Origin of the sequence: Roseofilum capinflatum BLCC-M114, assembly GCF_030068505.1 — a bacterium.
In the GTDB taxonomy this organism is placed as follows: Bacteria; Cyanobacteriota; Cyanobacteriia; order Cyanobacteriales; family Desertifilaceae; genus Roseofilum; species Roseofilum capinflatum.
Map to the genome: position 1 here is coordinate 143,382 of NZ_JAQOSO010000055.1, position 21,830 is coordinate 165,211.

Consider the following 21,830-nt stretch of genomic DNA (forward strand, 5'->3'; position numbering starts at 1 on the left):
AGACTTCACATGACTCGCACTACACAGATTGCACGATTTTAATAGTGCAAACCTAAATGAGTATGATGGGAACAGTTCGACTCCTCACCCAAGCTCATCATGTGGAAATCCATTACTGCCTTCTGTGTCTTTCTGTCCTATGCAGTACCTACCTACGCTCAACCCTCCATTACCCCAGCCCAAGATGCCACCGGAACCCAAGTGATTCCTAATGGCACTCAATATCAGATCACGGGGGGAACCCAAGCCGGTTCCAATCTATTCCACAGCTTTCAACAACTGGGCTTAAACCCTGGAGAAGTGGCCAACTTCATCGCCCAACCCCACATTCAAAACATTCTCGGTCGGGTGGTGGGAGGTGAAGCGTCCCTCATCAACGGACTCATTCAAGTCGCTGGAGGTAATGCCAACCTCTATCTGATGAACCCTGCGGGCATCATTTTCGGCCCCAACGCCCAGCTCAACGTCCCCGCAGACTTCACTGCAACCACAGCAACGGCGATCGGATTTGGTAATAATACTTGGTTTAATGCTCAAGGAGAGAATAATTACGCCAACTTAATCGGTATACCCAGTGAATTTCAATTTCCCTACACTAATCCCGGCACAATCATCAACGAAGGCAACTTAACCGTTAATCCCCAACAGCACCTCACCCTCCTAGGCGGAACCACCATTAACCTGGGAACCCTAGAAGCACCTGGCGGAAAAATCACCATTGCCGCCATTCCCGGCGAGCAAGTCGTCCGCATTTCCCAAGAAGGACATCTTTTAACCCTCGACTTACCCCTATCCGAAACACCCACAACCCCAGAAACTCCCATTCAACCCCCCTCTTTACCCCAACTGATTACCGGCGGTTTCCTCAGTCATGCCAACCAAATGACCGTCAATTCACAGGGACAAGTGGAATTAACCGGCAGTGGCATCACGCTCCCCCCATCCAGCGGACTGAATATCACATCAGGAACCCTCGATGTATCGGGAAATCAAGGGGGAGAAATGCAGATTTTAGGACAACAAATAGGAGTCATTGATGCCAACATCAACGCCTCTGGCATCAATGGCGGTGGTGAAATTTTTGTCGGCGGAGACATACAAGGACAAGGCATTTTACCCAACGCCTCCCGCACCTTTATCAGCCCCAATTCCCAACTCTCCGCCGACGCTTTAGAAGCCGGAGATGGGGGACAAATTATCATTTTTGCCGAAGAAACCGCCAGAATCTATGGAACCCTAAGCGCCAGAGGCGGGCAACATTCCGGCAACGGAGGCTTCATCGAAACCAGTGGCTTACAGTCCTTAGACCTCACCCAAACCCCCGATACTTCCGCCCCCTTTGGGGAGGGAGGCACATGGTTAATCGATCCCTACAATGTAGAAATTGTTGCCGGAAATGGCAATACCAATATTAACACCAGCGCCCCCTTTACCCCCACCGGCAGCACCGCCCAATTAGGAGTCGATTTAATTACTACTGCTTTAAGCAATAGCTCAAACGTAGAAATTACCACTGTAGGCACAGGAGGCTTAGAAAATGGTGATATTACCTTATCTACAGACTTAGATTTTAACAGCATCGGCACTAGCACCCTCACTCTGAATGCTGCTGGTAACATTGACATTCAAGGACAAATTTTTGACAGTAATACCAGTAGTGGCGGCGATCGCCTCAACCTCAACTTTACAGCCAGCGATGGCTCAGTTTATATTAACCAACCCATTTCCACCCAAAGCGGTTCCATCACCCTCACTGGAATATCCAATATCACCCTCGACTCTGGAATTTTAATTAACGCACCCGTCAACTCTGGGGGAGGAACCATTAACCTAGATGGCACCAGTTTAGCTGGAGGCAATGGCATTAATCTTCAAGGAACTCTCGACTCTCAAGGCGGAAACATTACCCTCAATGCAGCCACTATCGGAGGATTTATTAGCTTAAATTCTACTGCATCCATTAGTGCAGGCACAGGCGATATTCAGATCATTACAGATTCCCCCTACATTACCCAGCCCATTTCTGGCACAGGAAATTTAACCCTACAACCCCAATCTCCAGGTTTAGATATTGAAATTGGCGGCGATAACTTTGGTTATCTCACCTTCTTAAATCACGACGAAATCAACTTATTTCAAGACGGCTTTAACTCCATCACCCTCGAATCACCAGCAGGCAACTTAGATGTTCTCCCCATCACTGGTTTTGGGATCACCGCAAACTTCAAAGATCCAGTAATCTTAAACGCCGCCGGCGATCTCAGAGTTCAAGGCTTAATCGAAACCAATGGTAATCCTCTAAATTTTGATATTGGGGGTCTATTCACTTTATCCCAAAATCAATTAATCACCGGAAATCTAGACATTACAGCCAGTGATATTAATATGGATTGTTGCCAGATCAATTCATCCTCTGGTAGCAACATTAACTTGCGTCCTCAAAATCCAAATGCCACCATTTTTCTCGGTCAAGATATCCCCGGACAATTCAGCTTAAATGAAGTCGAAATGTCCCAAAATATCGACACTACTGGAACCGTCACCATTGAAAATACCGGCACGATTAGTATTGCAGCCTTAGATCTCAATAATAGCGGCAATCCTGCACCTCCTCGACAATATACGCTTGTTCTCAAAGGAGAAACTCTAGAGTTTTTCAACGCCTTAACCTTAAGCCCCAATCAAACCGGGGAATTTATCGCCACTGGAAGTATTTTAGATAGCTCCCCCGTCAATTCAGCTATCTTTGGTGGCAGGGTTCTTTTAGATGCCAACGCCATTGGCACAGAAACTGATCCCCTCTATATTAAAGGGAGTCAATTGGCTGCTATTACTCGTTCTGGCAATCTCTTTCTCGACACCGGCGATATCTTAATTAACCCTCCTCAAAATACCGTGAGTACCGTTTCAGGAATTACTGGAATTCAAAGTGCTGGTCAACTCAATATTCAAGGTAGCCAACTCCTCAATTTAGACGATAATTTAACCTCTAATGGAGCCATGACCCTGGCTCCTCCCTTGAATTTAGTGGATGATATCACCTTAGACAGTAACGGCGGATTCATCAACTTAGACAATACCATCAATGGCAATCAAACCTTAATCCTCAACTCAGGAGGCGCAACCTTTACCAGTCCTGTCGGCAACACAACCCCCTTAAATAACTTAACCGTTACCGGAGCCACTCAACTCAATGCAAACATTACCACCACAGACACCCAAACCTATAATAATGCCGTTCAATTAAACGATAATCTCACCCTCAACAGCACCAATAACATTACCTTTGGGCAAACCTTGGATGGCGCTCAAGATTTAACCCTTAATAGTGACAGTATTACCTTTTCCGACGCGGTGGGGAGTGTTGACCCCTTAAATCGTTTAAACGTTAATGGAAATACAAGACTCAATAACAATATTACCACCACAACAGATCAAACCTATACGGGTTCTGTGCAATTGGATAACTCAGTTATTTTAGAGAGTGGTAACGGTAACATCAGCTTTGCCAATACAGTAGATGGCGCTCACACCTTAACCGTTAATAGTGATAATATTACCTTTGCGGATGCAGTCGGGAGTATTGACCCCTTAAATCAATTAACCGTTAATGGAACCACAGCCCTAAATGGCGATATTACCACAACTGGAGGGCAAACCTATAATGGATTCGTGCAACTGAATAACTCCGTTACTTTAGACAGTGGTGGCGCTAATATAGCTTTTTCTAATCCCATTTCAGGAACCGAAGATTTAACCGTCAATGCAGGAGAAATTATCTTTTCTGATGCAGTGGGAAGTCCTAACCCATTAACCGGTTTAACCGTGAATGGAAATACCACCCTGAATGGCAATGTCACCACAACCGGAGGGCAAACCTATAATGGGTCTGTGCAAGTCAATGACAACTTAATCTTAGAAAGTGGCAATGGGGATATTACCTTTGGGCAAACCCTGGATGGAACGCAAGATTTTAAGGTAGATGCAGGCACAGGAAATATTACCTTTAATGGAAAAGTTGGCAGCACCAATCCCTTAGCTAATTTTACGATTGATAGTACAGGATTGACTCAGATTAATGATACCGTCAATGCTGGTCAAATCAGGACAAATGCAGGGGGAACGACTGAAATTAATGCAGATATCACCACGACAGGAGAGCAGAGCTATAATGATGCAGTAATTTTAGGTAGTAGCGTTACCTTTACCACAAATAATGGTAACCTGACTTTTGATAATACCGTTGATGGGACAACAGCAGGGGGAGAAAACTTAACGGTACAAACCGGTACAGGAGACCTACAATTCTTTGGTGCAGTGGGTAATTCTGTTCCCCTTGGCGATATTACTTTGGTTGCCGATGACATGAGTTTTGAGGGTTCCCTGGCTGGTACTGGAAATCTAACCATAGAACCGTTCACTAATAGCCAAAATATTCGACTGGGAGGAATAGATAATAATGACTCCAATACTTTAGAAATCAGCAGTGAAGATATTCAAAACTGGCAAAATGGGTTTCAGGCGATCGCCATTGGACGCAATACCTTATCAGGAACAGTGGTGACTGAGGGCAGTTTAACATTTCAAGATCCCGTTACCGTTCTCACTGGATCGAGTCTAACAGTAAATGGCACGCTTACAGGAAACGATAATGCCTCCATTACCTTAAATGCAGCTCAAATCAACTTGAATGCCGATATTACCACGGCCAATAACGATATTAACCTCAATGGTGCTATTAATCTCGGTGCAGATGCGCTGCTGAGTACGGGAACAGGAGAGGGTAACCTCAATATTGGCGGCACAATTGATGGCAATGCTGGACTCACTTTAGAATCAGGTACGGGAGAGATTAGCCTCAATGGTAATCTAGGGGAAACTAATCCCTTAAATCGTTTAAATATTCAAGGGCAGGTTACCACCGGGGGCAATGGGTTATCCATTACGACGATTAATGACGTGACTACGGGAGATATTAGTACCAGTGGTCAGCCTCTGAGTTTAACCAGTAACCAAGGCAATATTCAAACGGGAGATTTGGATACATCAGCCACGGGAAGCGGTGGCAGTCTCACTCTAACCAGTCCCACGGGTAGCATCACTACGGGAAATCTCACTTCTGCGGGAGATACAGCCGGAGGTGATATTAATGTCCAAGCGCAAGTTTCAATTACGACCGGTGATATTGACTCCAGCGCCACTACAGGAGATGGAGGTTCCGTATTTCTTGACCCCATTGGTAATGTGCAAGTCGGTTTTATTAATGCTCAGGGAGGAACCGCAGGCACGGGGGGCAATGTGTTTGCCGAATCTACAGGAGCATTTTTCCAGGCTAGGGGAACGTTTATAGACCAAAATGGCCAGAATGCCAGCATCTCCACTGCTGGAGGACTGGGTGGGGGAACGATTGAAATTCGGCATCAGGGAGGGACATTGAATGCACCGATACAGCCGTTTGTCGTCGGAAATGGTGGGGTGAATGGGACTCAAGGGGTGATTACGACGGGAGCGTTTACTTTATCGAATCAAGAGTTTGCCGATTCGTTTACCTTGGGAACTATCCAAATTGTGACCGATGATGGGTTAACCCCGACAACGGTTACACCGATTAATACTGCTCTAACATCACCCATTGAAGAGCCAACGGTAGAGACAAATGTACCGATAACGATACCGGTTACTCCTCCTGTACCCACTGCACCGGTTGCTATTCCTTTAATTCCCACAGAGAGTCCTTCTATCTCGGAGTTTCCTACCTCTGCACCCTCTAATTCTGGGGGAGGGAGTGGAAATGGTAGTGGTAGTGGTAATGGTGGCGCTGTTCCTGTTGTTCCTTCGGTGTTTCCAGGGGTTGGAGTGCCAATATCGGGAGAGGGGAGTTCAGACAATGGTGTGGGGAGTGCGGTGAATGCGGTGCTGCTGGGACGGGAGCATGGGGCGCAACCTCTTTTGCTCTCTGCCGATGAGGTGAATTTAGATGAAACGATCGCCGCTTTGGAAGCTCAATTTACCCGCGAATATGAGGTGTATTTGGGTTTGGAGAATAATACCCGAATTTTGCAGTTGCGGGAAATTCAGAGTTGGTTAGAGGAAGCCAGTCAAGCGCCTGTAAAAACCGGATTGATTTATGTGGTGTTTGGTCGTCGGCAGTTGGAAGAGAATGCGGCGCTGGTATGTCCGGTTCCCACTGCTGTAGAGGTAGAAGGGGTCGAGCCACCCCCCGCTTGTCTCCCCCATCCAGAGGATGCGTTGCACTTGATTTTGGTGACAGCGAATGAGGAACCGATACAAGTGGATTTTCCCCAGGTGAAGCGGGAGGAGGTGATGGCGCTGGTGAATGAGTTGCGTCAGGAGGTGACGAATCAGTTTAAGTTGCGAACGACGAGTTATTTACCACCAGCACAGGCGTTGCATGAATTGCTGATTGAGCCGTTAGAAGGGACGTTGGAGGAGCAGGGAATTGAGACGTTGGTGATGATTCCGGATGCGGGACTGAGGTCTTTACCGATCGCGGTTTTGCATGATGGGGAGCAGTTTTTGATGGAGAAGTATAGTTTGGGGTTGATTCCCAGTTTTAGTCTGACGTTGCCGGAGTATCGGAATTTGCAGGGGGTGGAGGTTTTGGCTATGGGGGCTTCGGAGTTTGAGGAGATGCCGCCTTTACCGGCGGTTCCGGTGGAGTTGCGAGAAATTGGTGGGGAGGATGCGTTTCTGAATGAGGGGTTTACGGTAGAGAATTTGCGGACAGAGCATCAGACGGGAGAGTTTCCGATTATTCATTTAGCCACTCATGCGGATTTCCAAGAGGGCGCTCCAGACAATTCGTTTATTCAGTTGTGGGAGTCGCAGATTCAACTGCCGGAGATGAGGGGGTTAGAGTGGGGGAATCCTCCTGTAGATTTGTTGACGTTGAGTGCTTGCCGCACGGCGTTGGGGAGTCAGGAGGCGGAGTTGGGGTTTGCAGGGTTGGCGGTGATGTCTGGGGCGAAATCGGCGCTGGCGAGTCTTTGGTACAGTAGCGATGTGGGGACGTTGGCGCTGATGAGTAAGTTTTATGACCAGTTGGAGTCTGCGCCGACTCGTGCGGAGGCTCTGCGGCGGGCGCAGTTGGCAATGTTGGAGGGTGAGGTGAGTTTGGATGGGGGACAGTTGCGAGGAACGAGGGGAGAAGGAGGGATTCCTTTGCCAAAGAATTTGGATCAGGGGAGTGTGTCTTTTTCTCATCCGTATTATTGGGGGGCGTTTACGATGATTGGTACGCCTTGGTAGGTGGAAGGATGTAATGAGTAATGAGTAATGGGTACTTTTAAGAGAACCTATTACCCATTACCTGTTACCTATTACCGCGCGAAGCGCCCTTTCAGGAGATGGGGACAACTCCTCGATCGAAAACCTGGTAATTTGTGCCGATACCTTGGATCGTTAGGCGATCGCCATAAACTTCATAGGCAGCAAAACTCAGACGAGAGGCAGAATAGGCTGTCCAGTCTGAATGACCCACATCTCGTACCCCTGCCCCTGCTCCACAAATGAGGTAGGTTGTACCATTAATGGCGTGGGTGCGTTCATAGACATGATCGTGGCCATTGATATACAGTTGTACTCCGTATTTCTGAAATAAGGGGGTAAGGATAGGAATCAATTTATTGTTTAAGCCATAGTGGGCAGAAGAATAGATTTGGTGATGGCCAAACACAATTTTCCAGGGCGCGTCTGATTGTTTTAAACCTTGTTCTAACCAAGCCAGTTGGTTGGCCCAGTCTGCATTAGAATTGGTATCTAAGGCCCAAAATTGCACCGCTTTCTGACGGAAGCTATAGTAACGTTTGCCTCCCATGTTAAAGAGAGGATATTGGGTTTGAGGCACACCATTATCCGTGCGAATATCGTGGTTTCCCAAACAGGCGTAAAAGGGAATGCCTTGTTGAAGCAAGGGGCGATAGGGGTCTTCAAAAACGGCTTGAATTTTTTCTATTTCACCCTCGTTGTAAATATTATCTCCGGCTAGAATAACTAATTCACAGGGAAAGCGTTGAGCATACTGGGTCATGGCTGAGGCCACTGCATATTGACCCTGGGCCCCGGTTCCCGTATCTGCTACGGAGATAAATCGCAGCAGGGGGGAATCAGGGGTGAGAGGATTTTGGGCGATCGCCTTTTCTAAGGGAGGTTGAGAGCGATTCGATACAGTCACTTTACTGATTGCCCAGCCTAGGGTCACTCCGGCTCCCCAACCCAGGAGTTTACGACGTTTGATATTCATTCGGGTTTAGCTTCATCTCTTCAACAGTAATTTGTGCTTGTCTGAGAATACCACTTAACGTCCCAACTTTTAACTCTTTATGCAAGGGAACGACACAACCAATTGTTCCTTCGTCAGTTATCTGTTTCATAACAACATGACTCCCCGTTTGACGAACAATTTCAAAATCTAAACGCTCAAGCGCCCGAATTGCTTCTCTGCTAGAAATTCGTGGTAACTTAGGCATAGTTAACCTCAATGGTAGTCACAAATCGAGGCGAAGTTTCTGGGAGGGGAAATTCTTCTAAATAGAGTTGTGTGGCTTGTTTTAAACCGGCGATCGCCTGTTCTATGGTTTCTCCTTGATCCACTGTACCCACTTCTGGACATTCGGCAATATAAAGATCCTCTTCTTTATACACAATTACAGTCAAGTGACAACTCTTAATCAAATTTTACTTCTTCAGCTTTGCAATTATATAGATAATTGCAATAGCACAAAAATCTAGAAAAAACTCTGCTTCATCCTTAGATAGATTCTCAATTGAGGTTCCACCATGTCTTATGCCATTTTTGTTACTAGCGATCCCATAAGCCTGTGAGACTAATTTGGCAATATCAGCATCTAGGTTATCTGATTTGATCAAATAACCTAGAGTTTTTCTCGGTTCGTTTAAAAGAATCTTTAAGCACGATTCAATGGAATTTATCGCTTCTTTGATTGCATTTTCATAGTCAGGATTAGCTGAGTAAATAAAGTTTTTTGCTTTCTGCCATTGTATTCGCACGGGATCTAATTCATCTTTAAGTAAATTATTTGCTTTTTTCCAGTGCCTTGAACGGCTTGAGCGTCGTTCTAGCTCATCTGTTTTGAGTAAAATATCAGCATATAAGTCCTCGACATAGGCTCTTCTTTCTGCATAGGTGTTTAAATTTTTTCTGCAATACACCCAAAACGCTTCGAGGGATTTATATGGATTTGGGTTTTCCCAGTTTAAGTCTTTCAGTTCAGACCAGATTTCAGAATAAAATTTTTTATAACCATCAGGTTGTCCATCCTTACGTTCATCTGTAACATACTGAATCATCAATAACTTGAGCAAATCAATCTTGCGTCTTAAGGATTCTGTGAATTGTTTATTGATCATTAATGAAGTTATCCTACCTGTGTTCTAGATTACTCAATTAAAATTATAGTCTTAACCCTAAGCAGTAACCCGATCGCCTCTTCTCTCCTGCTGTTCTCCTGCTGTACCCTTGCCCTTTTGCCCTAAAATCAGAAAGGCGCTCTCTGTTGCGAATCGATCATGGCTGCACCTTCTGACTGTCCGTTTTCCCCCCAAGATATTGCCTCTGAAGGCTTGAAACCCTCGGAATATGAGGAAATTGTCCAACGCCTCGGTAGACACCCCAATAAGGCAGAATTAGGCATGTTTGGGGTGATGTGGTCGGAGCATTGTTGCTACAAAAACTCCCGGCCCCTCCTGAGTCAGTTTCCGACAACAGGCGATCGCATCCTGGTCGGCCCTGGAGAGAATGCGGGAGTGGTGGATCTCGGTGAAGGTCTGCGGTTAGCGTTTAAGATTGAGTCCCATAATCATCCGTCGGCGATCGAACCCTTCCAAGGCGCTGCCACCGGAGTCGGTGGTATCCTTCGCGACATCTTTACCATGGGCGCTCGCCCCATTGCCGTCCTCAACTCCCTGCGCTTCGGTTCCCTGGAAGATAGCCGCACCCGTCGCATTTTTACCGGGGTTGTGGATGGTATTGCCCATTATGGGAATAGTGTAGGCGTGCCCACCGTGGGCGGTGAGGTCTATTTTGACCCCGCCTATACCGGCAATCCCTTAGTCAATGTTATGGCTCTGGGATTGATGGAAACCCCAGAAATTGTCAAATCTGGAGCCTCTGGCACGGGTAACCCAGTTCTTTATGTGGGTTCGACTACCGGGCGCGATGGCATGGGGGGAGCGAGTTTTGCTAGTGCCGAACTGAGCGACAGCTCCATGGACGATCGCCCCGCAGTGCAAGTCGGCGATCCCTTCCTGGAAAAATCCCTGATTGAAGCCTGTCTCGAAGCCTTCAAAACCGGGGCAGTGGTGGCTGCTCAGGACATGGGAGCCGCCGGAATTACCTGCTCGACCTCAGAAATGGCGGCGAAAGGCGGGGTCGGCATTGAGCTGGATCTGGACAAAATTCCGGTGCGCGAAACCGGCATGGTTCCCTACGAGTATTTACTGTCGGAATCCCAAGAGCGGATGTTATTTGTGGCGTACAAGGGTCGGGAGCAGGAACTAATCGACATTTTCCATCGCTGGGGACTGCAAGCGGTGGTTGCCGGAGAAGTGATTGATGATCCCATTGTGCGGATTCTCTTCCAAGGACAAACGGCTGCGGAAATTACGGCTACGGCACTCTCGGATAATACCCCCATTTACCACCATGAACTGATGGCCGAGCCGCCGGAATATGCCCAAACTGCCTGGCAATGGACGGAGGCAGAACTGCCCCCCTGTAAGGCTGAGGGGATTGAAATTGGGGGCGAGTTCAAGTCCTGGAAAGACTGCCTGCTGGATCTTTTAGATACACCCACGATCGCCTCGAAGCAATGGGTCTATCGCCAATATGACCATCAGGTACAGAATAACACGGTGGTTTTTCCCGGTGGCGCGGATGCCTCGATTATCCGCTTGCGTCCGGTGAATGACAGCGTGGAACCTCAACCGTTGCCTGCTGTGCAGTCGGGGGTGGCTGCAACGGTGGATTGTAATTCCCGCTACGTCTATCTCAACCCCTACGAAGGGGCGAAAGCGGTGGTGGCAGAAGCGGCGCGAAATCTGAGCTGTGTGGGGGCAGAACCCATTGCTGTGACCGATAATCTGAATTTTGGCTCCCCGGAAAAAGCGATCGGCTATTGGCAACTCGCCGAAGCCTGTCGGGGACTCTCGGAAGCGTGCGGGGAGTTCTCCACTCCCGTCACTGGGGGGAATGTGTCTCTGTATAATGAAACTCTTGATAGTTCGGGAAATCCCCAGCCCATTTATCCGACTCCTGTGGTGGGAATGGTGGGGTTAGTGCCCGATTTATCGAGGATTTGCGGCCAAGGATGGCGTAAAATTGGCGATCGCATCTACCTGTTGGGTTCCGGTGCAAATCTGACCTTGGGCGCGTCCGAATATCTCGCCAGTTTGCACCACACCGTCGCCGGACAACCGCCAACCGTGGATTTTGACTTGGAACGTCGGGTGCAAGCCGCCTGTCGCCACGGCATTCGTCAGGGATGGCTCAACTCAGCCCATGATTGCGCGGAAGGCGGGTTAGCGGTTGCCCTGGCAGAATCCTGCATTGCGGGAGGCTTAGGAGCGCAGATTGAGTTTCCCTCTGGCGAGCAACGCCCGGATCTGAGTTGGTTTGGGGAAGGATTAGCCCGAATTGTGGTCTCGGTTGCGCCAGAATTTGTAGAAGCTTGGGAAGCCTATCTTCAGGAGAAACTGCCCCATCAATGGCAGGCTATGGGCACAGTGCAAGGAGAGAGTCTGGAGATTAAGGGCATTTTAGCAGCTACGATCGCAGAAATGGGCGATCGCCACCAACAAGCCATCCCCCGCCGTCTCCACGTTTAGCCAATTCCCTCCTGCAATGATCCCCCGTAGATACTGTCTTGGATGTCAAGGGGAGGCGATCGGGACGGCGCTCGGAGCGGCGATCGTGTAATTGGGGTCAAAAGGCTTTTGGGACTTCAGCAAGGCAAAGGCCAAATGAAGAAGTTTACGCATGACGGCCCCAATCAATAGCTCCTGTTGTTTTCCCAGGTGGGGATGGCGCTGAAAATGGTCTCGAATCAGTTCTTGCACTTGTTGTTTTTGCTGCTCTATACCCTACTGTTGTCCCACCAGGAATTGGGCCAGTGCTTCTCCATAGGTACTGGTGGCTTCCATGCAAGCATGGAGGTTAGATACTTCTTTACCTTGAAGCCAAGCGAGTAACTTCTCGAAGCCTTCACTATCATTACTAAACTTTCTTGGTTTACTGTCGAGTTTTTAGATTGCCTGTGTTCAGTTGGGTTGGCTTATCTACATAACAGATTAACGGGTCGTCATCTCAGGGGCGGGACAGCTTCAACTCAACCGATGCCACATCACTCTTACTTTGTACTGAAACTCTACTTAGGGCATGATCATTTGAGCATTTCTTTACTTTTCCTCTCCTCTGACTCCCTGGGGTTGTTCTGTTGTCTGTTCTTTATTTCCCTCCTGATCACCATTGATGGAGCTTGCTGTTTAACGATCGCCGGCTTGGCCCGATCGCCTACTTGGCCCGATCGCCAGTAGGAAGCAACTGGGTTTGTGCCCAACCAGTTGAGTCTGACCCCCAAGATTGAGTACACTCTCTATTATGCAAATCAATGATGACGACCAATCTGTACTCAACGACAACGTTGACTTGAGTAGTCCCCTGGATAACCTAGGGCCTATGGAAGGGACTCCAGAGAGCGCCCCACCCCCCGATCCAGAGGAAATGTTGCCCTTGCTAGAATCCTCCGTTACCCAAGAGCGGATGTTAGCAGCAAGGGTATTTTGCGAAATCCAAGACCATCGAGCGATTTCCCCTTTAATTCGGTTATTGGGCGATCGCTGTCCTTTGGTGCGCGTCAGTGCTGCCTATGCTCTAGGACGGAATCCTTCCTCAGAGGCAATCGAACCCATAATTGACCAACTGCAACGGGACTGGAATGGCTATGTTCGCAAAGGGTTAGTCTGGTCATTAGGCAATAATCGCGATAGCCGCAGTTTATTTCCGTTGATTGACTCCCTGCGTACCGATATCCCCGCCGTGCGCCTCTGGGCTGCCAGTGCCTTGGCACAAATGACTCACGTGAGTTATGAAGCGATTATTAGCACGATTCCGCCCCTAATTGAAGGATTAAGACGAGACCCCATTCCCGCCATTCGCAGTAACTGTGCCTGGTCTATCGGTCAACTAGCCCGCGAAATGCCCTCGAATGTGGTCTATGCTGGGGCGATCGATGGTCTAATTGAAGCCTTTGTGGAAGACGAAGACCTAGGAGTACGGGAAGATGCGCGATCGGCCTTGCTCAAAGTCGGAGACCCCAGAGCCTTACAACTGATTGAAGAGTTAGAACAAGAAGGATGGTTTTAGTCAGGTTGAGAAACAGAGAAGAGCGATCGATTGATTCTCGGATTGAGATACATAACTTAATATTGGCCATAAACAGACTTGATCTATACTGGATGGCCATTAAAGCACTTGCCCTCAATGCTTTCTCATGCCTGTAGGGAAACTCAATTACTATGCCCAACTATGCAGACCGAGATCGAGAAGCTACCATCAGTCTTTATACTCCCTTATGGATGCGTCAAGATATTGATTTAGATACCTGTGATAGTTACTAGTGGATGCAATTGTTTTTTGCTCCTCAATTGGCGAAGAATCCTTCCGTTATTAAATTGAGACTCCATTTACTTTATCCTATAGAGACTTCTAATCGCGATTTCTCTACAGTCTCTTATGATCAACATCATTCTCTGAAACTGGAAGCGGCCTTAGAAATTAGCTTCAAAAACCGCCTTTCTTTAAGACGCTATCTGGAGTCGGATGAGTATAAAACATTGACTGTTGATATGCCTAAGTATATTAAATCTTTTCAGCCTTACCCACAACGGAGTCGATCGACGCTAGTTTATAATGGGCAGCCAACGCTAGTCGGTCAAAGGGGGTTAGTCGGCGCTCAAAGTATTGAACAGTTAGGAGCGATTAACCAAATTCAAGAGTCAGTTACTCAACTGATGTTAGTTAACCGTTAAGTTTGGGTTAATTTAGGATTTAGGCCGATTAATGACATTGAGTAACCAGAGACTGCCAACAATAGAGATAAAATGAGATACCGTGGTATGGGTATTTCCCAACAAGACAAATAAATCGATTGGTTCAATAAATCTGCCCAGATCGGCTCCTGTAGGAATCAATCCTTGGGGTTGAAAGAGGGATTTACCCAGTAGTATCCCGGTAATGGCTTCAGCAGCTAAGAGAGAAAAGCTCATACCGACAATATTACAGACCAAGCCAAATTTAATCATTTGGATAGTGGTAGCCTTGGAGGGACGGACACTGGTATCGGGCGATCGCAGTTGTCGCGCTAACCGAGTGTAACGAAAGGCTTGCACGATACTGAAATAGAGGACAAGAAGACCACAAATGGCAAAAAATGCCCCTCCTCCACGACCGGGATCTTGGACTCCTGCTCGTGTCTCTTGACCAATTAAGGCAAACAAAAAGATAATCGTGGCGATCGCCCCTAATACGACTTGAGTCCAAAAGCTAATCCAAGCGGTCAGACGCAAGTTCCCCGAAAATTTCTCGACAGCAGGGGGAAGGGCATGGAATTCAGAGTTATCAGGCATAGTAATTCGCTACAGCTCCATTCCTTAATCTAGCAGGAAACTCCAAGAGGCGATCGGCAAATTCTTGACGACTGTCAAAAGGGTGTATTCTATATTGTAAGCTACTTATCAAAAGGTGAACTGAACGATGCCAGATTATTCAGAACGAGATAAACAAGCCGTTGTCACTAACTATGCTGTCCTCTGGAAACGGGCTGATATAGATTTAGAAACTTTTGATGGTTATTGGGGCCATGTCCATGGGCCAGTCTGTGTCCGTCTTCCTGGTTTATATCAGTATTGGCAACATCAAGTCCATCACAATCTAGGAGGCATTTGGCCAGAGATCGAAGGAGTAACCACCCGTTCCTTACCAGAAGAAAACTTCGATGGAGTTGCCGAGTTAACCTTTAAAAGCAATGAAGATCGACTCACATGGTTCAAAGCTTTCCAAGAAACTTTAACCGGTGATGATGCTAATTTCCTTAGTCACATCGTCATTTATACAACCAGTCCTGGAAATAGTGTTACTTACTACGACGAACTGGAAAATGGACAACCGACAGGATTAGTCTCGGCTGATAAATTCAATATCATCGTTCGCAAAAAGGACAGTGTAAAAGTTGCAAAATTTCATAAATGGATGAAAGAAACTTTAGCTCCTGCACTAGCCAAGGCACAACCTATCCTGAAAGTGCGGATGCACTTATTTGATGAAACCACCATGCAACCTGACTTCCAAGGAGCCATTGAAATTAGTTTCACCAATCGTTTGGCTTTACGGAATTATTTGGCATCGGATGATTACCAACAAATTTCTCAAGATATTTCCAAGTATCTCAAATCCTTCCAGCCCTATCCACAAAGAGGGACATTTACCCTGGCTTATGAAGGAGAGCCAACTCTAACTGGAGAATGGGGAATCACTGGGGCACAAATGATTGAAACAGTCGGAGCTGTCAATCAAACGCAGCCCGTCGTGAGAAATTTAATGTTAGGTAACGGTTAAATTCCCATTTTTTGTATTTTTCCTATTGGTTCTTTTCTACCTCTTTTGTCAAGTTCCGAAAAAAAAGAGTCAAATCCCTAATGCCTGACTTAGATAGTGTGAGTAGTCAGAGCAGAAGCTTGGCGTTTTTTCGGAAAATGACAGAAGAGGACTCAATTTTAATGCTTCAATCATCGGACAGTGACAAAAAAGGATTATTAAGATATCCCCTCAATCCAGAATTATTTGTAGCCTCAAGAATAATTATGTTATCCTTCATGGTTGATACGGATAAAGCGTATATCTTAGATCATCCAATTCTGGATTCTAAGGGAAGCGCCTGTATCTATTGATGTAGGTTAGTCAACCCATTAATCTCCCTGTTGCCATACAGGGCTTTAGATCTCAGCTCCAAGGATTTCACCTACCAATCGGGGTAACCATCAACGACTTAACCCAAAACCACTGGCATTTGGGTTAGATGATTTAGGCTCAAGCGGGTGTGCATCTACAAAATTACCCAAAATCTCTTTTCAAGTTAACCTGAGCCAGTCTTTAACGTTTTGTAAGGGAATTTTCATAACCAGGGCTGCATTTACTCAAGTCCAGTTCATTGACCTGATTTGAGTTCATTCATGCTTGTGCAGAGAAAAGCTATGACATTTGAAGAAATTTATCGTTTTTTTCAAGACCCACCGCCCATTCACTTGAATACCGAGTTAGCCGTCTGTTATGTCTTATCCGTCTTACTCAATAAAGACTCCTATGGAACCGAACTCATCCGACTCCTGAAAAAGCAGTATCCCAAATATCGCCTATCCGATACAGTGCTTTACAGCGCCCTCAAATTCTTGGAAGAGGAAGAGATGATCACCGGATATTGGAAGAAACTCGCCCGACGGGGACGGCCTCGCAGGATGTATCAGATCCAATATCGGGGACGCGCTCAAGCTCAAGAATTGGCGCTCTTGTGGCAAGAATATACCAGTGATGGCCCCCTTGAAATGGCAGCTCCTGCTTTAACTGTGCGTAAAAGTGTCTCCCAATCTTAGGTAACGCTATGCCCTTTAGAGAAGTTAGGTTCAGTTATTTCACATAACCGATAACCATCAGCCAGGCTTGTAGGGGCGATCGCCCCTACAGATTGTGTCAATACACGCCTAACGACTAGCGATAGGATTTAGAGCTTCCGGGATTGACGACGGTGGCGCAAGCGGATTAAGATAGCGCCTACTCCAACTAATCCGAACAGAGTTGAGGGTTCTGGAATATCTTGGGAAGATTCATACTCTGGATCGAGAGGCCTGAGCGTAAAGTCAGCAGTTTCAGTGTTGAAAGCCAGTTTAATCGGCAATGCCATCGGATTCGTCGGATCGATGGTATCCCCTGTGCGAACCGTAAAGTTCTTCACACCCATAACACCATCTAACCCTTCAACCAGCAAGTCGCCTAACAAATCAGCATAGTGATTGAAGTTGATTTGATCGCCACTGGAAAATTGACCCAGAACGTTATCTCCGACAGAAACGGTAAACGGATTGTCAAAGTCAACGGGTAAATCTAAGATTGAAGTAAACAGGGACTCGCTGTCCATTTCGTAGTTAAATCCGTAGGCAGTCGGAGGATCGAACCAACGACCACTGGTCACACCACAGAAGTTCATCTGATTAATCTGCTGCACGGGGCAGTTGGGCAGCCAGGGGTTGAACTGAGAATCAGCAAACGAGTTTGCACGAAAAACACCTTCAAAACCGTTAGCCAGTTTAGCCCAGAAGGTAATCTCATTGCTATCGTTGAGACTCCCCCGATCCATGGCCAAGTCGGTAACGGTTGAGCCATCTAGGGCATCACCAATACCAATGACTTTATCCTTAAGGGGATCGTCTCCAATAAAGATTCCTTTCTTGTATCGATCGTCTCTAGGGTTGGTTTGATTGGCCATGAAGGCAACAATATTGTCATTTCTATCGTTAATGGAGCTTGTGCCCATATTAATGAAGCTTGAACTCGTTGGGTCAAAATGACAGGCATGCGCTTGTCCTGGTGGACAGTAATTACTAGCAACCACACTGCCACTATTACCATCTCCAGTGAGGATGGCTTGCCCAGCAGGTCCACCAATAGCAGTGGTAGGCAGAACTCCGATAAAAGCAGAAATCATGTCGTTGTCATTGATATTCGCTTCGCGGTATGCGCCTGCAACAAAAGTAGGATTGGTAATGACTTGAGAGACAGCAGCACCATTGCCAGCATATATGCCATCGGTCATGGAGAAACTAACCCATCCCCTACGGTTAATGGATGGTGCTTGAAAGAGGCATTGGTTGGCTCCGCATTGACTGATTCGGGTGATTCCTCCTGGATCTCCTTTGAAGACATTGACAACTCCATTGCTTTTGGCCGTAAATGCCACCTCTCCCTTATTGTTGATGGAAAGTCCAGGAGCGAAAGTATAGCCATTAGCGCTACTGGCAATTAATTCTAGGGGAGCAGTGCTACTCTGTCGGGTGTAGATACGCTGGCTGCCATCGGACATCTTAGCGACAAAAGCAACGTTCCAATTGGGACTAATCGCAATTCCAGGGCCAAAACCGACAATGGTATCTTGCCCGATTTGAGTCCCTACCTGAGCAATAAGCCGACGAGCATTAAGTCCTCTGCCGCCAGTGTTAGTATAGATTGCATCTCCATTGACGGTTCTGGCATGATAAGCAACTCGTCCACCGCGATCGCTGAGGGCAATCCCTCTACCTGCTTGGTAATTGGCATCAGCAGCTAAGTTGAAAGCAGGCCCCCAGGCGGAAAGGTGGCCGCTAGTCCCTAAGCCGCGATAGACTTGGCTGTAACTAGAGCCAACACTGCTTGGATCAGTGCTGGCAATGCGGGAAAAAGTGAAGTTGGCTGCCTGCGCGTGGCTGGCCGTGAAGATTGAAGCACCTGTGAGCAGTAGGCTCGTCCATTGAAAGAGTTTTTGAGAAGTCATGGGTAATTTTCTCCCGATCGCGACACAGATCAATTGCTGAACTATTGGTACTGAGGTATTCAGGGTTTGTGGAATAGCACCATGCGCTATTTGGGTGATAGGTAATGAGGGTGAGAAGTCTTTGAATAAAGGTTTTTCAGCCATTGTCACCGATCGAAATTGGCCCATAAAGGGCGCGTAGTGAAGTATTCAGCTTTCCTGTCACTTCAGTATTTCCTTCTGAGAATACTGAAGTTTTTTATGGAAGTCATTAAGAACAACCGTAAATTCACAGAATCTTGTTCAAAATCTGTGTTTTATGTATTTTCTGTAAAAATAAGTTGTTTTTTTAAGGAATCAAACTGAGTCACTGGCAACAAAAAGAGAGTTTTTTAGTTAAAACTCCTGAATTTAAGTCATAAAACATGATTCGATTCCGTAAGGAATTTAAGAAAACCTTCTTTTCTTCGCAATATTTTCAGTAAGAGTACGGAGATATTCCAGCGCTTTATGCTGTTGAATAATAAGTAATATTAAATTCGGAAATTTGTGTCATTGCGACCGCAGGGAAGCATTCGGGCTTTACGTTTCACGCAAGCTTCGCTTTCATGTCGGCGACAGCCGAAACGCGCATACTTCGTATTCATGTCCGCGAAGCGGAAACGCCGAGTTTACCGGTATAAGGGAGATTGCTTCATTCCGCTTCGCTTCATTCGCAATGACATACTATTTGAGCGTAGTTGAAGGGGCTGGGGGATGAGGGGCAGCCATGACATAACTCATTTAGGTTTGCTATATAGTTGATTTGTTTTAGAATGGGGTATGGGTGTAGGGGCGATCGCCCCTACCTCTAGTATTTTCAGGGATGAATTCAAGGCTCAATTCTCGATCGCCTGATGGGTGTTGAGAGTCGGATCGGGCAGGGAATGGGAATAGCTAGGAATATCTCCATTCTGTTGTCCTTTATCCATCGGTTTAGCCGTCTCTTCTACCCCTCCATGGAGGCGTACCAACTGGGCTAAAGTTTTCTTCAGTTGGGTACGGGGCACAATTAAATCAACAAAGCCATGTTGCAGCAAATATTCCGAAGTTTGGAAATCATCGGGGAGCTTTTCCCGTAGGGTTTGTTCGATGACTCGTCGCCCGGCAAATCCAATGGTGGCTTTCGGTTCAGCCAGAATCAGATCGCCGAGCATGGCAAAACTGGCAATTACGCCCCCAGTAGTGGGATGGGTGAGAACAGGCATGTAGAGTAAACCCGCTTCTTGATGACGCTCGACAGCTCCTGAAATTTTCGCCATTTGCATCAAACTCAGCATTCCTTCCTGCATTCGTGCCCCTCCAGAGGCACAAATGACGATCGCCGGTATTCCCTCTGAAGTCGCTTTTTCCAGCAGTCGGGCAATTTTTTCCCCAACCACCGATCCCATGCTGCCCCCCATAAAGCCAAAGTCCATCACAGCTAGGGCAATGGGCAAGCCATCCAATTGACCCAAACCCGTTTGTACCGCATCATTAAGATGGGTTTTCGCTTGATATTCCTTGAGGCGATCGCTATACCGTTTGCGGTCTTTAAACTTTAAAGGATCGTCCGGGCGCAAATGCTCATCCAAAGGAGTCCAGGTTTTACTATCAATCAATTGGGCAATCCGTTCATTGCTATCGACCCGAAAATGGTGTTCGCATTCCAAACACACCATTTGATTGCTCTGTAAATCCTTCGTATAGGTCAAAACTCCACACATGGGGCATTTCGTCCACAACCCATCAGCAATTTCCCGCTCTTGGCGTTCTGGGCTGATGGGAGAAGTTTTTTGTCTGTTGGCAAACCAATCAAATAAAGACATGAACAATAAAGAGATTATCTAAGGGAAAGTTAAATTACTCGTCTGGGGTCTCCTCTATTTCGCTCAGAAGCAACAAAGCACTCCAACGATATTCGGGCGCAACCTGCACGGCAGTGGGAGACCCCATACCTAAATAGGAGACTACCCCGCAATCCACCAGGCGGGTGGGGATTTCCTGGGCACTGAGCAACTGTTCCATCAGTTCTGCCTCCCAGCGAGTTGAGGTCGTGCGAATTGTAATCCAAGACACTCGATTATCCTATCAGGTTAGGCGGGAAAAATAACTGCATATAAGTGGATATGATGCGATCGCCCCAGAAGATAGTCAGGGCCCCGCCCAGGGCAAGAAAGGGGCCAAAGGGCATTTTTTGACGGCGTTTGAGTTGGCCCGAGGCGATCGCGCCTAACCCAACAACAGCCCCAATTAAACAGGCCAGAAACCCTGATAGTAACAGCAATTTCCACCCCAACCAAGCCCCGATCGCCGCCGCCAGTTTTGCATCTCCTTCGCCCATGGCCGCTTGACCGAGCAGAAACGACCCCAAAATAATAATCATTTCAAATAACCACAAGCCTAGAATGGCTCCAAACATGCCATCGAGGAACGGAGCGGCTGCTCCTCCACCTCGGAGCAATTGATAGAGCAAACCCGCCACCAGCCCCAACTGAGTGAGGCTATTGGGCAAGGTGAACGTATCCCAGTCAATCATCGCCAGTACCAACAGCCAACTCAAGCAGAGGCAATAACCCACCGTTTCCCAAGAGAGTCCAAACTGGAGATAAACCCCTAGAAACAGTAAACCGGTAATTCCTTCAATGGTGGGATAGCGCCAAGAAATCGGGCTGTGACAATAGCGGCATTTTCCCCCCAACGCCAACCAACCGAACACCGGGATATTATCAGCGATGCTCAACCGATGGGAACAGAGGGGACAATGGGACGGAGGGAACAGAATCGATAAGCCGGCCGGAATGCGATAGATAACGACATTGAGGAAACTCCCGATCGCCAATCCTAACATTAAGGCGATCGTCATACTCGGAATTTCAATCCACACCTGATGCCTCCCTTAATACAGCTTAGTTTCCAAATGGTTAAACGGAATAAACACCTCGGTCGGCAACAAAGCCAACCCTTCCTGAAACACCAAAACCGCCCGATAGCTCACCTGATTCACCACCACCCCTAGCGGCCGATGAAACTGGTCTGCATGTTTTTGGGCCGCCCCATCCGCCACTGCACAATAGACCCCATAGGTATCACGAGCAACTCGCACTAAGGACGGATCGACCACATCGAGATCCTTTGGGACATAAATGGGATAATAGGGATAACTGGGGGATTCTAAAGGGACTTGTACCACAGAGTAACTTTCCTAGCATTATGGGC

Annotated in this window: 18 protein-coding genes; 7 read left to right on the forward strand and 11 right to left on the reverse strand. The window is 47.2% G+C overall.

Annotated features, from left to right (window positions below; translation table 11 throughout):
- Positions 1–99: 99 nt before the first annotated feature.
- On the forward strand, positions 100–7,269 hold the full coding sequence (locus PMG25_RS10250; RefSeq protein ID WP_283766804.1) for a CHAT domain-containing protein: 7,170 nt from the start codon (positions 100–102) through the stop codon (positions 7,267–7,269).
- Between the two features lie 91 nt (positions 7,270–7,360).
- Here the strand turns inward: PMG25_RS10250 and PMG25_RS10255 are convergent, their stop codons facing one another.
- From PMG25_RS10255 to PMG25_RS10270, 4 genes are read right to left on the reverse strand one after another with little or no spacing between them, the layout of a single operon-like run.
- Positions 7,361–8,263, reverse strand: a complete 903-nt coding sequence (locus PMG25_RS10255) for a metallophosphoesterase family protein (RefSeq protein WP_283766805.1) — start codon at positions 8,261–8,263, stop codon at positions 7,361–7,363.
- Positions 8,244–8,489, reverse strand: coding sequence for a type II toxin-antitoxin system HicA family toxin (locus tag PMG25_RS10260; protein WP_283766806.1), 246 nt, complete (start codon positions 8,487–8,489; stop codon positions 8,244–8,246). The genes PMG25_RS10255 and PMG25_RS10260 overlap by 20 nt, the downstream gene beginning before the upstream one ends.
- A complete protein-coding gene (locus tag PMG25_RS10265; protein ID WP_347178801.1) occupies positions 8,482–8,691 on the reverse strand; it encodes a type II toxin-antitoxin system HicB family antitoxin in 210 nt (69 codons plus the stop codon). Before PMG25_RS10265 ends, PMG25_RS10260 begins: the two co-directional genes overlap by 8 nt.
- A gap of 6 nt (positions 8,692–8,697) precedes the next feature.
- The gene (locus PMG25_RS10270; protein ID WP_283766808.1) at positions 8,698–9,390 is read right to left on the reverse strand and encodes a hypothetical protein; all 693 of its coding nucleotides are present in this window, start codon (positions 9,388–9,390) and stop codon (positions 8,698–8,700) included.
- A 159-nt stretch (positions 9,391–9,549) separates the two neighbouring features.
- On the opposite strand from PMG25_RS10270, the gene purL reads away from it, so the two are divergent.
- Positions 9,550–11,865: a phosphoribosylformylglycinamidine synthase subunit PurL gene (gene purL / locus PMG25_RS10275; RefSeq protein WP_283766809.1), complete on the forward strand. Its 2,316-nt coding sequence runs from the start codon at positions 9,550–9,552 to the stop codon at positions 11,863–11,865.
- Positions 11,866–11,910: 45 nt separating this feature from the next.
- Here purL and PMG25_RS10280 read toward each other — a convergent pair whose 3' ends face one another.
- The gene (locus tag PMG25_RS10280; RefSeq protein WP_283766810.1) at positions 11,911–12,096 is read right to left on the reverse strand and encodes a hypothetical protein; all 186 of its coding nucleotides are present in this window, start codon (positions 12,094–12,096) and stop codon (positions 11,911–11,913) included.
- 327 nt (positions 12,097–12,423) lie between these two features.
- On the opposite strand from PMG25_RS10280, the gene PMG25_RS10285 reads away from it, so the two are divergent.
- The 3 genes from PMG25_RS10285 to PMG25_RS10295 all read left to right on the forward strand — a co-directional run bounded on the left by PMG25_RS10285 (position 12,424) and on the right by PMG25_RS10295 (position 14,067).
- On the forward strand, positions 12,424–12,573 hold the full coding sequence (locus tag PMG25_RS10285) for a hypothetical protein (protein ID WP_283766811.1): 150 nt from the start codon (positions 12,424–12,426) through the stop codon (positions 12,571–12,573).
- 64 nt (positions 12,574–12,637) lie between these two features.
- A complete protein-coding gene (locus tag PMG25_RS10290) occupies positions 12,638–13,402 on the forward strand; it encodes a HEAT repeat domain-containing protein (RefSeq protein WP_283766812.1) in 765 nt (254 codons plus the stop codon).
- Positions 13,403–13,659: 257 nt separating this feature from the next.
- Entirely contained in the window at positions 13,660–14,067 is a 408-nt protein-coding gene (locus PMG25_RS10295) for a hypothetical protein (RefSeq protein WP_283766813.1), read from the forward strand.
- A gap of 12 nt (positions 14,068–14,079) precedes the next feature.
- On the opposite strand, the gene PMG25_RS10300 is transcribed toward PMG25_RS10295, so the two are convergent.
- Positions 14,080–14,664: a DUF3611 family protein gene (locus tag PMG25_RS10300; protein WP_283766814.1), complete on the reverse strand. Its 585-nt coding sequence runs from the start codon at positions 14,662–14,664 to the stop codon at positions 14,080–14,082.
- A gap of 127 nt (positions 14,665–14,791) precedes the next feature.
- Between PMG25_RS10300 and PMG25_RS10305 the strand changes: the two genes are divergently transcribed.
- Together PMG25_RS10305 and PMG25_RS10310 are read left to right on the forward strand one after the other, a co-directional pair.
- Complete coding sequence (locus PMG25_RS10305; RefSeq protein WP_283766815.1) at positions 14,792–15,652, forward strand: EthD domain-containing protein; 861 nt, start codon at positions 14,792–14,794, stop codon at positions 15,650–15,652.
- Between the two features lie 635 nt (positions 15,653–16,287).
- Positions 16,288–16,683, forward strand: a complete 396-nt coding sequence (locus PMG25_RS10310) for a PadR family transcriptional regulator (RefSeq protein WP_283766816.1) — start codon at positions 16,288–16,290, stop codon at positions 16,681–16,683.
- A gap of 128 nt (positions 16,684–16,811) precedes the next feature.
- Here PMG25_RS10310 and PMG25_RS10315 read toward each other — a convergent pair whose 3' ends face one another.
- The 5 genes from PMG25_RS10315 to PMG25_RS10335 all read right to left on the reverse strand — a co-directional run bounded on the left by PMG25_RS10315 (position 16,812) and on the right by PMG25_RS10335 (position 21,804).
- Positions 16,812–18,614: a PEP-CTERM sorting domain-containing protein gene (locus PMG25_RS10315; RefSeq protein WP_283766817.1), complete on the reverse strand. Its 1,803-nt coding sequence runs from the start codon at positions 18,612–18,614 to the stop codon at positions 16,812–16,814.
- Positions 18,615–19,471: 857 nt separating this feature from the next.
- Entirely contained in the window at positions 19,472–20,440 is a 969-nt protein-coding gene (accD, locus tag PMG25_RS10320; protein WP_283766818.1) for an acetyl-CoA carboxylase, carboxyltransferase subunit beta, read from the reverse strand.
- A 34-nt stretch (positions 20,441–20,474) separates the two neighbouring features.
- On the reverse strand, positions 20,475–20,690 hold the full coding sequence (locus tag PMG25_RS10325) for a hypothetical protein (protein ID WP_283766819.1): 216 nt from the start codon (positions 20,688–20,690) through the stop codon (positions 20,475–20,477).
- 4 nt (positions 20,691–20,694) lie between these two features.
- Positions 20,695–21,477: a prepilin peptidase gene (locus PMG25_RS10330; RefSeq protein WP_347178802.1), complete on the reverse strand. Its 783-nt coding sequence runs from the start codon at positions 21,475–21,477 to the stop codon at positions 20,695–20,697.
- A 33-nt stretch (positions 21,478–21,510) separates the two neighbouring features.
- Positions 21,511–21,804 carry a hypothetical protein gene (locus tag PMG25_RS10335; RefSeq protein WP_283766821.1) on the reverse strand — a complete coding sequence of 98 codons (294 nt, stop codon included), beginning with the start codon at positions 21,802–21,804 and terminating at the stop codon, positions 21,511–21,513.
- Between the last annotated feature and the right edge of the window lie 26 nt (positions 21,805–21,830).

Coding starts and splice junctions, on each gene's coding strand:
- PMG25_RS10250 (WP_283766804.1), top strand. CDS start 100: ATGTGGAAATCCATTACTGCCTTCTGTGTCTTTCTGTCCTATGCAGTA.
- PMG25_RS10255 (WP_283766805.1), bottom strand. CDS start 8,263: ATGAATATCAAACGTCGTAAACTCCTGGGTTGGGGAGCCGGAGTGACC.
- PMG25_RS10260 (WP_283766806.1), bottom strand. CDS start 8,489: ATGCCTAAGTTACCACGAATTTCTAGCAGAGAAGCAATTCGGGCGCTT.
- PMG25_RS10270 (WP_283766808.1), bottom strand. CDS start 9,390: ATGATCAATAAACAATTCACAGAATCCTTAAGACGCAAGATTGATTTG.
- purL (WP_283766809.1), top strand. CDS start 9,550: ATGGCTGCACCTTCTGACTGTCCGTTTTCCCCCCAAGATATTGCCTCT.
- PMG25_RS10290 (WP_283766812.1), top strand. CDS start 12,638: ATGCAAATCAATGATGACGACCAATCTGTACTCAACGACAACGTTGAC.
- PMG25_RS10295 (WP_283766813.1), top strand. CDS start 13,660: ATGCAATTGTTTTTTGCTCCTCAATTGGCGAAGAATCCTTCCGTTATT.
- PMG25_RS10300 (WP_283766814.1), bottom strand. CDS start 14,664: ATGCCTGATAACTCTGAATTCCATGCCCTTCCCCCTGCTGTCGAGAAA.
- PMG25_RS10305 (WP_283766815.1), top strand. CDS start 14,792: ATGCCAGATTATTCAGAACGAGATAAACAAGCCGTTGTCACTAACTAT.
- PMG25_RS10310 (WP_283766816.1), top strand. CDS start 16,288: ATGACATTTGAAGAAATTTATCGTTTTTTTCAAGACCCACCGCCCATT.
- PMG25_RS10315 (WP_283766817.1), bottom strand. CDS start 18,614: ATGACTTCTCAAAAACTCTTTCAATGGACGAGCCTACTGCTCACAGGT.
- accD (WP_283766818.1), bottom strand. CDS start 20,440: ATGTCTTTATTTGATTGGTTTGCCAACAGACAAAAAACTTCTCCCATC.
- PMG25_RS10330 (WP_347178802.1), bottom strand. CDS start 21,477: ATGACGATCGCCTTAATGTTAGGATTGGCGATCGGGAGTTTCCTCAAT.